Origin of the sequence: Salmonella sp. 32010601201800023SM, assembly GCF_017572235.1 — a bacterium.
Lineage (GTDB): Bacteria > Pseudomonadota > Gammaproteobacteria > Enterobacterales > Enterobacteriaceae > Salmonella > Salmonella enterica.
The window spans coordinates 156,558-169,093 of record NZ_JAGEQS010000003.1; the positions used below are offsets into that span (position 1 = coordinate 156,558).

The window sequence follows — 12,536 nt, forward strand, 5'->3', positions numbered from 1 at the left end:
GTAGAATGCCCCTTCGGGCGGCTGACAGGATAACGGTAAATGGATGTAACTGGAGCAGGTTTGCACAATATTGAGACAAAATGGCTATATGATTTTCTGACGCTGGAAAAGTGCCGCAATTTCTCTCAGGCCGCCATTATCCGCAACGTATCGCAACCCGCTTTTAGCCGGCGGATTCGCGCTCTGGAACATGCCGTGGGCGTTGAACTGTTTAACCGACAGGTCTCGCCGCTACAGCTTTCCGAACAGGGTAAAATCTTTCACTCTCAGGTTCGCCACCTGTTACAGCAGCTGGAAAGTAATCTGACCGAACTGCGCGGCGGCAGCGATTATACGCTGCGTAAAATCAAGATTGCCGCCGCCCATTCGCTCTCCCTCGGCCTGTTGCCGACCATCGTTAAGCAGATGCCGACGCAGTTTACCTACGCCGTTGAGGCGATAGATGTCGACCAGGCGGTGGATATGTTACGTGAGGGGCAAAGCGATTTTATCTTTTCTTATCACGATGAAAACCTGCAACAAGCGCCGTTTGATAATATCCGTCTGTTTGAGTCGAGACTGTTTCCGGTTTGCGCCAACAATGGCCGGGGCGAGCCGCGCTATACGCTTGAGCAGCCGCACTTTCCCCTGCTTAATTACAGTCAAAACTCCTATATGGGCCGGCTGATAAATCGTACTCTGACTCGCCATGCTGAACTGAGTTTCAGTACATTTTTCGTCTCTTCGATGAGTGAATTGTTAAAACAGGTTGCGATGGACGGCTGCGGAATCGCCTGGTTGCCCGAGTATGCTATCCGTCAGGAGATTACCGACGGGCGCCTGATAGTGCTTGATGCCGACGAACTGGTTATTCCGATCCAGGCTTATGCTTATCGCATGAATACCCGCATGAGTCAGGTAGCCGAAACATTTTGGCGCGACCTGCGTGGGCTTCAGGCCGCGCTGTAAACACCTCAGGCGGTAAGGCGTTGTTCCCCGGTCAAAGAGGCGCGGGTGTCTGGCCAGGACTCATACCAACGAATCGCCGCGCGCACCAGCGACGCTGTGGAATCAATCATCGGGCACGCTATCGCGCGTTCATGTCCGGCCACAATAAGCGGAATTTCGGTACACCCCATAATAATTGCCTGAGCGCCACGGGCAATAAGGCTATCGATTTGCGGCAGCAGCAGCGCTTGCGCCGCAGTTTTATCGCCACGTTTAAGCGTATAAATAGCCTGCATTACCAACGCCTGCCCCGCTTCTTCTGGCTGAATTAACGTCAGCCCCCGCGCCAGCGCTTTCTTTTGATATAACCCGGTTGCCAGCGTCGCATTGGTCGCCAGCAGACCAACGTGCCGCGCCGATGGCGGAATATCCCCCATGGTAGCGTCCAGGATGCTGATCATTCGCGCTTTCGCGACGTTCTGTAAATCATCAAACCAATAATGCGCAGTGTTGCATGGGATAACGATACACTCCGCCCCGGCGTCTTCCAGCATATGCAGATAACGCTCCAGATAACGGTATGGCGAAGGCCCGCCGGATAACAGACATGCTGTACGATCGGGAATATCAGGGATAGAGCTGACAATGAGCGGGATGTGTTGTTGATCACAACTGGCATGTCGCAATTCAACAAATTTTTCCAACATATCCGCCGTTGCCGCAGGTCCCATCCCCCCCAGTATCCCAATGGTGTGTTTCATCGCTTTTCCCGCTTATTTACGTCAAGGTCAGAAACACACTATCAACTTGATGTGTATATAAAAAATGCCGTTTTATTAGCGGCTATGCGTAAAAATCATAACGGGTGTAAGGGCCATGCGTTATCGCCTTTTCAGGCAATCGATTGGTTACATGAGCGCTCATCAGCCTTCGCAAGCCGCTAAATGCCATTTCGCTATACAGCATCGCCCACTGCGAGTCCGCAAGCTTGTTTTGTTCTCATCGCCACAGCGCCTGTCGGTGAAGGGGCCGCCGTGTTTTGCTTTTCGACGCTAATGCGGGAATATCCCAGCGAATATGGCTATAAACCAAATCCACGGTCTCCGTGGCGCTGCCTTCGGCGTCGCCATGATTGCTCATGCGTGAAATTCGCACATTGGTGAGCGTATAAATAATAAATGGCAGCATTGCGCCCTTATCACGACGGCATAATGTCAGCACGCCTTCTTTCACCGTTTTCCCGTTACAATAGTGCTCATAGAGGCCTGGTGTAGCAAGATCGACTGGCTTTGTCAGCGTCAACCCTCCAATATAAGTCCCTCTCGCTTCGCCGGACTCCCGTTTCGTCGGGTTGTGGTTGTAAGCAATAAGTTTTATTTGGTTTTCAAAACCTTTGATCCGGCTTTCGCCTTCAATACCGTCCAGTTTTAAATAGATGGCGTCCATCCCCCCTCCGTGATTATCATGCGGCAAAGCAGGCTGACAAGGACGGAACGCCAACAATGAAAGAACGTTCCATTTTCCAGCCATTTCGTTGGTGTCTCTGTATACCAGATTAAATACCGACAATCTGCTATAACTGGATTCTTGCTAAATACCTTCTGCCATCAACAATCCATTTTACAATAGCGCTACTGACCTGAAATCTATTACGCCAGGCATTCAAGCATCGTTTCCTGAATAACCATAGCCGCTATAAGAACCATATCAAAAAAGAAATATCAATATCATTTCTTATTTTTATCCGAGAAATTACTTAATTCCACCGAATCGGAATATAGACAATTCTTATTCCTTTTCACATCAATGGGTTTTTAGACTTTTGTCATATCGAAAACAACCATTCCAATAGAACATATTTACTATGTGAATATATTTAATGTTTTTATCGCGCGCAGTGTTATCACAGTAATAAATGATTTGCATCAAAAATGCGCCTTTCAGCGCCACGTATTTTTGGGCAGCAAATTATAAAATCGCGTTTCAAAGTCAGTGACATGTTCTCTGTTCAGGCGATATGACTTTATGCCCGGACGACACGCCAGCCGCTTTACCCTTACGTTTAGTCGTGATACGTTAGATCACATGAACACGAAACGATCCAACGCTACGCAACGTCATCTCCGCTGGTGGCTGCCTTCCTGAAGGCGGCACGGATCACTATCCCTCTTTAAGTAGCCGCCGAAAGGCGGCTACTGTGTTTCGGGACGTCTTTCGGCTTTACAATAAGCATAAAGGAGTCCTTAATGAACACCCTTCCTATCATTCTGACTGGCGATCGCCCCACCGGCTCGCTGCACCTCGGCCATTATGTCGGTTCACTGCGCCAGCGCGTCGCGCTACAGCAGGATCACCAACAGTATGTCCTGATTGCCGACCTGCAGGGACTCACCGATAACGGCAGTAATCCGCAAAAAATCCGCGATAATATTCCGCAAGTGTTAGCTGACTATCTGGCCGTCGGCATCGATCCCGCACTGACGACGATCTGCCTGCAATCCGCGTTACCCGCCCTCGCCGAATTAACGGTGCTGTATATGAATATTGTTACCGTCGCCCGAGTGGAGCGTAATCCTACGGTAAAAAATGAGATTGCCCAAAAAGGCTTTACCCGTTCCCTGCCGGTCGGGTTCATGGCGTATCCCATTAGCCAGGCGGCAGATATCACCGCCTTTAAGGCCGAAATGGTACCGGTTGGCGACGACCAATTGCCCATGATTGAGCAAACGAATGAGATCGTTCATAAGATGAATAGTCTTTTCTCCTCGCCAGTATTGCGACCCTGTCAGGCGCTCCTGAGCGATACGGGTCGTCTGCCCGGCATTGACGGCAGCGCCAAGATGTCGAAATCGCTCGGCAATACCCTGCTTCTTTCCGCCAGCGAAGAGACCATCCACCGTGCGGTCAGCGCGATGTACACCGATCCCAATCATTTAAAAATTAGCGATCCGGGAAAAATAGAAGGTAACGTCGTCTTTACGTGGCTGGATGCGTTCCATCCGGATAAAGCCAAAGTCGCGGCGATGAAAGCACATTATCAACAAGGCGGATTAGGCGACCGTGTCTGTAAAAATGAGCTGGAGACCTGCCTGCAAGAACTGATCGCGCCCATACGCGAACGACGGGCAACCTTTATTGCAGATAAGGGAATGCTAATGGAATTGCTGAAAAAAGGTAGCGAGCGGGCCCATGAGGTCACTCAAAAGACGTTACAGGAAGTAAAACGTGGACTGGGCCTGCCCACGCTATTCCAGGTATAATCAGGCATCAACGTTGTCCAGCGGCCATGACTCAAACAGATAGCCATCAAAGTAGATGTCATCAACATTGGAAAACTCCAGCAGACGCTGCTTCACGTTTTCCAGGTGCTGCCACATCGCCAGCTTCGCTGCGCGGGCGTCTTTCTTAATTAACGCCGCGAGGATCTGCTTATGATCGACCAGCCACTCCTTACGGTAAAGCGTATCGCCCAGATGGCTATGAAGCTGGAGCCACATCGGATTATTTTCACGCCATTGCCAGGACTGACGGAAGAGCTCTACCAACATACTGTTATGGGTCGCTTCGGCAATGGCCAGATGAAACTGCATATCGCCGCTTTCTGAGCCGCCCGGCGCGCTGGAGGCGAGCTCTCGCTCTTCCAGTTGTAACGCCTGGCGCATTTTAATGATGTCTTCGCGGGTGGCTTGCAGAGCGGCAAATTCAGCGATATTGCTTTCCAGCAACTGACGCGCCTGTAACAGTTCAAACGGCCCGGCGTCATTACAGTGATTGACGTCAGCGCCTTCCATCTCGTTATTATCCGCGCTGTCGAGCACGTAGATCCCGGCGCCGCGGCGGACTTCAACCAGACCTTTAATTTCCAGCATGATCAGCGCTTCACGCACGACGGTACGCGTCACATTGAGCCTCTCAGCGATCTCTCTTTCCGGTGGCAAGCGCTCCCCGGGGCGGTACGGCGTCTGAACAATCAGATCCCGTATCATTGCGCCCACTTCCTGGTAAGGTCTTTGCTGAGAAGTGTTTGATTTCATATTGGTCGTGCCCGTCCGATGCGATTTCCCGGTATCAGACTATAGCATTTGTAAATAGGGATAGCACGCGTAGCACACCAAAAACGCGAAACTGGTCAACCAACAAAATAATAATGCGCCCCGTTTCGCTAGTGAGGCCAGATGAAAGGAAAGGCAATAGACAATACACGACTGATGTTCCACCTTTAGCCCTGATGCCTGAATATGAACAGCATATTGGTTTACCAATATAAAATTTATCAACCAAAAATCAGGCCATAAAATGTGTCTGTACATTGACAGGAACAATGCCTCTGACATAGCATGATCGGCGAAAATCCAGCCGCTCTCTTTGTATCAAAAACGCGTTATAATAAAAGACACCGTGTTTTTCGCCCCAGGCGTATCCGGGGGAAGCAACGCCTCCAGTTTGTCGAGCCGCCATCGCCGGGCAGCGATTATTCTGCATGAAATTTATGGTATTAACGCTCATATCCAACGCGCAGGCCATGAATGGATGACGCGTGGATTCGACATCTATATTCCCGCGCTATTTCCTCACCATACCCCCTTTCGCTATGAACAGCAGGAGGAGGCTTACCGTCACTTTTCAGCAAATGTCGGCTTTGATCCCGCCGTCGTTACCACATTACTCCACGATCTCAGAACGCAGTACGAGACGCTAATCGTCGTAGGGTATAGCGTCGGCGCAACGCTCGCATGGCTAAGTGCAGCCAGTGGGTTATGCGATGGCGTCATTTGCTATTACGGTTCCCGTATACGCCAGTACCTTCATCTTGCGCCTCTCTGTCCGACACTGGTTATTATCGCGCGTTATGAGCCGGCGTTTGATCCCCTCGCCATGCGACAGACGCTGGAAAAGCGCCCCCGGGTGCAGTGTAAAATGTACGATGCGCGGCACGGGTTCTGTGATGCTGATTGCGCCACCTTCGATGCCGCCTTATCTCATCAGGTAATGGACGATGTGAGCGCATTTATTCGCGACATCACCTGTGCAAACACATCGCCCGATTTTCAGCTTTAGTGGAGACTTTTTTCAACGAGCTGTTCCAGTTTTTTCAAAGTCTGTATGGCTGCGGCATCAAGACCATAACGTTGCAGCGTTTCAGCGGGATGATAACTGACCAACGTTCGCCCATCGGCTTGCTGGCTAATGAGCACCCGAAACGGTAAATCCAGTGCCAGTTCGGGATGCGCCAGCATGAGAGGCGTTCCGCCTTTAGGATTGCCAAAGACCAGAACCGTTGTCGGCGGCATTTTCAGGTTAACATTCTGTGCCGCTCTGGCATGGTCAAATTCCCCAAATAACACCAGACCGTGATCGGCGACAGCGTGCATCAACCGCGCTCGGGTCTGCAAATAGTCATAAGCGCTGTAGGTTTTAACCATGGTTATCGCTCCATCCTCCGTTGCAAAGCCAGGCCTTATTAAGATTAACATCAGGGTTACCGCCAATAAAAAAGGCTTTAAAATAGTGCTCATTCTTCTCTCTCCCTGACCCAATACCCATGAGTAAATGCGACACAGATGATATGCAGTTTAAAAATCAGTCATCGTACTGTACCCCTTATTATTGCACTGAACAGCTCATCACTAAAAAAACAGACGGCAGAACAAAAAATTCCGACGTCTGAACAAATTTAAATAACGATGATGCAGTCTGACTGAACGACAGCGCGATCGTTATTATGGCGCGACACTATCTTCTTCAGCCCGCTGGGTAAGAAAAAATATACTCCGCTCAGTAAGATAATAAATACTACAGGCCAACTCTTCAGAGATACGGAGCATCATTGCGTAGTGATGATGCGATTTTTCTGGCGCCATCGGCAGAAATATTTCTGACTCCAGCACGTTACTTAAAAAATGAAATTTATGTGCATATTCAGCAGATATAACGCCTCTCGCCATCAGATTAGCCATTAGTGTATTTAAACTATCTTGTTCATGATATGCGATACCTTTTCTCTCATGAATTCTGAGAAGAACGCTTCTGAAGACTGCATGACATTCCTTTACGACACAGGCAAAATCATTAAGCATCAGGCGATTATACGCTTCCATAAGATCATATTCAACAAAGCCATACTCTCCAGGGGAGTACAAATAATAACATATGTTTTTAAGCCGTTTTATTCTGCGCAACCTTACAATCCTACCATTTTCATATCGATATTTTAAACCATGCTCATGAAATATATTATTTAATTCACTAATCGCCTTATCCGGTTCTAACCCAAGCGTAACTTCATAGGTCCGAAGGTAGGTATCTATATAGTTAAAAGCAAGCTCAATGGTATCAATATGCTTTCTTTTATCATCTGTTTTTAATAACAGATTACTCATTTCATCCAGATATGACGTTGAATGCGCATATAAGGTGAATAAGCCATACTCTTTGCGCAACGTTTTACATATTCTTCGATAAACTTCGTCAGAATGACTATTATGATAGCAGTATAATGTCATATCATAAAAAGAGGAGCAATTCCCTAACGTATTAATAATCAATAAGATTATTTGCTCGCGTATTTCTAACGGAATATCTTCATATAACAGATCGCTATGCCTTAGTGAGTATGGTCTAAAGGTGTGCATTCCTCCCCCTGTAACCGCAACAGAAAAAATTACGCTATGAATAGCGCCACATTACTCTAATTCAGTGGTTCAGGTATTAATATCAGCTCAACAGTGAGCCATTTTTTCTTATTTTTTAATGGTGTTGCGTGAATATTTATTTACTCTACAGATAATTGTAACCCATCGCCCTTTGTCATTCTGCTGATCATCACTGGTGCGAAAATCTGGATTATCCATGGCATTCAGTCTTCACTGAATGCCACAGACAAGGGTTATTCAACTAAAGCTCACCTGTCCCTTAATCCTTCTTTCATTCCGTTGCGTCGTTGCCATACCAGCACACTTAAACGTAAGGTGAGCTTATTATTTTTATCGACGGGTCAGAACAATCCTTCGCCGGTCATACAGTGTTTCAACAGAGAGCTGCAAATCATATTTCGCATTCTTCAGTTTTCGCGATTTAAGCATTTTCATCGTGACGCCACTTATTTGCCCTGTTTCAATCCGTCTCTTGATTTCGGCTGCGCTTAGCAGGAGTTGCTTCTTCAAAATCGACAGCAGGCTGACCTGAAAAGAACGGGAAATCCTGACGCTAACACTGACCTGCTTGTGGGAGGCGATACTGACCAGCCACCGTTCCTGAATGTGAAAATCAGGCTGCCCCGATAATTCAGCATTGTTTCGCTTCAGGATCGCGTTGTCATAAGCAAAATATTGCACCGTGGCAGCATCATTCGCCATCAGCCGGCAATAAAGATCGCGGTTAATTTTGCTGACTGGCAGGCGCGAGAACAGGGAGATATTCCAGGTGTAATCGCAGTGTGTGCATTTATAGATACTCCAGACATCGAGTACCTTCTTTTGCGAATTAACCCGAAATGCCCCAGAAGGCGTGAAGTCCCGTTTTACGCTGCATGAAGGGCAACGTTTCGCTATGCGCTGATACCCCACAGGAGTGACAGTCCATATGACTTTCATAACGTACCTTTTTTAACCCATACAAAACCGGATCCGAACTCAGCGGACCATAAATGTTTGTGTATGAAAAATATTTAAGTGATATTTTTCAGCGGGTTAAAAAAAGATTTCCAACGCTACAACCCTGTCAACGGCCAAAAGATACGTCGAGACTATCAAAGCGGTCATTATCGGGTATATGAGTTTAATCAATATTCATTATGGTAATTGCGGGAGCTATTCATCTGATACGCTAAACGTCATGAGCCTCCCTTTGAGATCACACTTTTCACTCCCGGTTATTCACTTACAGAAATCAGGTGTTATCATTCACGACGTAAATACCTTTCAACTCAACCCGAGGCTTTGATGCTGGAGAATGTCATCATCTGATAATCAGTTACCCGACCTTTTCAGGCCGGACTGATTATCAATGCGCCGAAATCGAATGCGGACACTGCAGTGTGTTTGCACGTTTAGCCTATGATGATTAAACAGGTTCTTCAGTATGAATTTATCCCGTCAGGAACAACGTACCTTACACGTTCTCGCCAAAGGCGGACGCATTACGCACATCCGCGATGCGTCAGGCCGCGTCACCGCCGTTGAGTGCTATAGCCGCGAAGGGTTGTTGCTCGCCGATTGCACGCTCGCTGTATTCAAAAAACTCAAAACCAAAAAGCTGATCAAATCCGTTAACGGTCAGCCCTACCGCATTAATACAACCGGGCTGAACAGCGTTCGCGCCCAGCCTGATAATCGCTAAGGAGATGATGATGGATATCAGCGCCGTTATTTTTGCAACGCATCACATTCGGCTATTACCCGATGAAGGCAAAATCCCCTGGGACGAGCCAGCCTTCAGCCAACGCATGCTGGAAAATCATCTGTCGCAGGACCACGACTGGGCCAGCCGCCGGCTAACCGTGATTGAGCAACAGGTAACATGGATTACCCGTCAGTTACCCGCTGGCGCCCGCATTCTGGATCTCGGCTGTGGCCCCGGTTTTTATACCCGCCTGTTAGCGGAGCGTGGGTTTCACTGCACAGGCGTAGATTTCTCTCCGGCATCCATCACATGGGCTCGCCAGCAGGCGCAAGCCGCAAACCTGAATATTGACTACATTCAGCAGGATATTCGTACATACCACCCCACGGAACCTTTTGATTTCATTATGATGACGTTTGGGGAACTGAATGTCTTTAGCGCTGCTGATGCGCAAAGCCTCATCAGTCATTGCGCTCAGTGGTTGAAACCGGATGGCAAACTGCTTGTTGAAGTGCATACCTTCGATGAAGTTAAACGCCAGGGCATGGCGCAGCCAGGCTGGCAGCATTGTCCGCACGGCCTGTTTCTTGCCGAGCCTCATCTGCTGTTAACGGAAAATGCCTGGGATGAAGAGGCCCAAACCAGCTCAACGCAGTTCTGGGCGATAGCGGAAAACGGCTGTACCACCCGTTTCGGCAGTCAAATGAAGGCCTGGCGCGATGATGAATATATCAGCCTGCTTGGTGATGCTGGCTTCACTGTGTTGCAGCGCCCGGACAGTCACACCTGGCCGGTCGGCGAGACTTTTGCAGGCAAGCTGTTTGCGCTGCTGGCTGAAAAAGCCCCTCCCGCTGAGGGAATCGCCCTCAGTAAAAGGAATAACCCAATGGATATCCCACGTATTTTTACCATTAGCGAAAGCGAACACCGTATCCATAATCCGTTTACAGCGGAAAAGTACGCCACGCTGGGCCATGCGTTACGCATGAAACCAGGCACGCGGATTCTCGATCTCGGTAGCGGTTCGGGTGAGATGCTCTGCACCTGGGCTCGCGATTACGGTGTTACAGGTACTGGCATTGATATAAGCCCGCTCTTCACCACACAGGCAAAACAACGTGCAGAAGAGCTCGGCGTCAGTGAATACGTACATTTTATTCATAACGACGCGGCCGGTTATATCGACGAGGAAAAATATGACGTGGCGGCCTGCGTAGGCGCTACCTGGATTGCGGGCGATGTCGCGGGGACAATAGATCTGCTGGCCAAAAGCCTCAAACCTGGCGGGATCATTCTCATCGGTGAACCGTACTGGCGTCAGATCCCCGCAACGGAAGAGATCGCCCACGCCTGTGGCGTCTCATCCGTCGCCGATTTTCGTCCCCTGCCCGAGCTGGTCGCCTTTTTCGACCAACTCGGCTATGACGTAGTGGAAATGGTGCTGGCGGACCCGCAAGGCTGGGACAGATATGAAGCCGCGAAGTGGATGACCATGCGCCGCTGGCTGGAGGAAAACCCTGACGATGAGTTTGCGCAAGAGGTTCGAACAGAACTGACGGTAGCCCCCAAACGTCACGTCACCTGGACGCGAGAATACTTTGGCTGGGGCGTATTTGCGTTAATCGCGCGATAACGTAAAGCAGGAGGTATAGCCTACAAGAGGTATACCTCCATTTAAAAGTATTCAACAAATTAACACGGCTCAAGGCGGGAATATATCGTCTTAGAGACTATCCCACCAGGCGTTATTGGCGCAGCCAGTTTGGACACGGACAGCGCGCAAAAACCGGAGCGTACACGTAGTACGTGAGGATTTTGAGCACTGCCCAGGTCCAAAATGGCAAGTAAAATAGCCCTAATGGGATAGGCTCTTAATTTCGCCATTAAGTTTCTGCCACAATATGTCGCAAGACGTGCAAGCGTTCCACCTCACCTGATGAGCGAAACCACCATCAATAAGACGTTATTGCTGCGATTCAATTATTAAAAATAAAAAAGAACCGGAAGAAAATTAGAAAATGACTTATCCATCATATTAGCCATTGTTAAAATCAAAGTAATCCCCCGTAAAAGCTGGATATTTTTATTTCTCATAGACGAGAATTTATATATTATGATATAATGCGGCAGAAAAACATGCAGGTTATTAACCTGCCATTAATGTAAATAATTCTTTGAGGAGATGTTTCCAGTGGGACGTAAATGGGCAAATATTGTTGCTAAAAAAACGGCTAAAGACGGTGCAACGTCCAAAGTATATGCAAAATTTGGTGTAGAAATCTATGCTGCGGCTAAACAAGGTGAACCAGACCCGGAATCAAACTCAGCTTTAAAATTCGTTATTGAACGTGCGAAACAAGCACAGGTTCCAAAACATGTTATTGATAAAGCTATTGATAAAGCCAAAGGTGGCGGAGATGAAACGTTCGTGCAAGGGCGTTATGAAGGCTTTGGACCCAATGGTTCAATGGTTATCGCTGAAACGTTGACGTCTAATGTTAACCGTACGATTGCTAATATCCGCACAATTTTTAATAAAAAAGGCGGGAATATCGGAGCGGCAGGTGCTGTCAGCTATATGTTTGACAATACTGGAGTGATTGTATTTAAAGGAACAGACCCTGACCATATTTTTGAAATTTTGCTTGATGCTGAAGTTGATGTTCGTGATGTAACCGAAGAAGAGGGAAACATCGTTATTTATACTGAAGCTACAGACCTGCACAAAGGAATTGCAGCGCTAAAAGCAGCTGGAATTTCTGAATTTTCAACAACAGAATTAGAAATGATTGCTCAATCAGAAGTTGAACTTTCACCAGAAGATTTAGAAATCTTTGAAGGACTTGTTGATGCCCTTGAAGATGATGATGATGTGCAAAAAGTATATCATAACGTTGCAAACCTCTAATTATAAATTAAACAAATCTGTCTCTATGGCAGATTTGTTTAATTTATAAAGCTGTTATAAAAAAGTCTATCTGGCCAGATATATAGATCTTTAAATTTATGTGTCTTATCACGACCTGATCTGACACATAGCTTTGAAAGATTGAGAGTTACCGGTTTTGATATAGTGTCGAATCCTTATATAAAACATGAGGTAATTTTCATGTTTCATACGACGAATCCCGTCAGCAAGCTAAGCAAAAGCCAACAATATCGGGCTACTTACAATCTCCCTGTGCTCTTTAAGGCACCGCCCTTATAAATTCCGCTTGCGCTCATGATGGCTCATCTGGCGCTCTACGCGTCGCTTGACTACAGGTGTG

The 12,536-nt window shown here is 47.7% G+C and carries 12 protein-coding genes; 6 read left to right on the plus strand and 6 right to left on the minus strand.

Annotation, left to right across the window (positions count from 1 at the left end):
- The first annotated feature begins 39 nt into the window (after window positions 1-39).
- On the plus strand, window positions 40-948 hold the full coding sequence (gene hypT / locus J4617_RS11550) for a hypochlorite stress DNA-binding transcriptional regulator HypT (RefSeq protein ID WP_000383509.1): 909 nt from the start codon (window positions 40-42) through the stop codon (window positions 946-948).
- A 5-nt stretch (window positions 949-953) separates the two neighbouring features.
- Here hypT and J4617_RS11555 read toward each other — a convergent pair whose 3' ends face one another.
- Both J4617_RS11555 and J4617_RS11560 read right to left on the minus strand, forming a co-directional pair.
- Window positions 954-1,688 (minus strand): aspartate/glutamate racemase family protein, encoded by a 735-nt coding sequence (locus J4617_RS11555; RefSeq protein ID WP_017465691.1) that lies wholly within the window; start codon window positions 1,686-1,688, stop codon window positions 954-956.
- A gap of 238 nt (window positions 1,689-1,926) precedes the next feature.
- A complete protein-coding gene (locus tag J4617_RS11560; RefSeq protein ID WP_000907671.1) occupies window positions 1,927-2,457 on the minus strand; it encodes an Hcp family type VI secretion system effector in 531 nt (176 codons plus the stop codon).
- 716 nt (window positions 2,458-3,173) lie between these two features.
- Between J4617_RS11560 and trpS the strand changes: the two genes are divergently transcribed.
- Window positions 3,174-4,187 (plus strand): tryptophan--tRNA ligase, encoded by a 1,014-nt coding sequence (trpS, locus tag J4617_RS11565; protein WP_001094611.1) that lies wholly within the window; start codon window positions 3,174-3,176, stop codon window positions 4,185-4,187.
- Here trpS and uxuR read toward each other — a convergent pair whose 3' ends face one another.
- A complete protein-coding gene (gene uxuR / locus J4617_RS11570; RefSeq protein WP_000841654.1) occupies window positions 4,188-4,961 on the minus strand; it encodes a Uxu operon transcriptional regulator in 774 nt (257 codons plus the stop codon).
- Window positions 4,962-5,310: 349 nt separating this feature from the next.
- Between uxuR and J4617_RS11575 the strand changes: the two genes are divergently transcribed.
- Entirely contained in the window at window positions 5,311-5,985 is a 675-nt protein-coding gene (locus tag J4617_RS11575; protein ID WP_024137254.1) for a dienelactone hydrolase family protein, read from the plus strand.
- On the opposite strand, the gene J4617_RS11580 is transcribed toward J4617_RS11575, so the two are convergent.
- The 3 genes from J4617_RS11580 to J4617_RS11590 form a co-directional block, all read right to left on the minus strand.
- Window positions 5,982-6,443 carry a DUF302 domain-containing protein gene (locus J4617_RS11580; protein WP_001642121.1) on the minus strand — a complete coding sequence of 154 codons (462 nt, stop codon included), beginning with the start codon at window positions 6,441-6,443 and terminating at the stop codon, window positions 5,982-5,984. The genes J4617_RS11575 and J4617_RS11580 overlap by 4 nt on opposite strands.
- A 204-nt stretch (window positions 6,444-6,647) precedes the next feature.
- The gene (locus tag J4617_RS11585) at window positions 6,648-7,559 is read right to left on the minus strand and encodes a hypothetical protein (RefSeq protein ID WP_000556768.1); all 912 of its coding nucleotides are present in this window, start codon (window positions 7,557-7,559) and stop codon (window positions 6,648-6,650) included.
- Between the two features lie 351 nt (window positions 7,560-7,910).
- A complete protein-coding gene (locus J4617_RS11590) occupies window positions 7,911-8,519 on the minus strand; it encodes a DUF1062 domain-containing protein (protein WP_000864858.1) in 609 nt (202 codons plus the stop codon).
- A gap of 487 nt (window positions 8,520-9,006) precedes the next feature.
- Here J4617_RS11590 and J4617_RS11595 point away from each other — a divergent pair, with 487 nt between their 5' ends.
- The 3 genes from J4617_RS11595 (at window position 9,007) to J4617_RS11605 (ending at window position 12,175) form a co-directional block, all read left to right on the plus strand.
- The gene (locus J4617_RS11595; RefSeq protein WP_001054381.1) at window positions 9,007-9,264 is read left to right on the plus strand and encodes a YjhX family toxin; all 258 of its coding nucleotides are present in this window, start codon (window positions 9,007-9,009) and stop codon (window positions 9,262-9,264) included.
- Window positions 9,265-9,268: 4 nt separating this feature from the next.
- Entirely contained in the window at window positions 9,269-10,900 is a 1,632-nt protein-coding gene (locus J4617_RS11600) for a class I SAM-dependent methyltransferase (RefSeq protein WP_077951391.1), read from the plus strand.
- Between the two features lie 558 nt (window positions 10,901-11,458).
- Complete coding sequence (locus J4617_RS11605) at window positions 11,459-12,175, plus strand: YebC/PmpR family DNA-binding transcriptional regulator (protein ID WP_000532937.1); 717 nt, start codon at window positions 11,459-11,461, stop codon at window positions 12,173-12,175.
- Window positions 12,176-12,536: the final 361 nt, after the last annotated feature.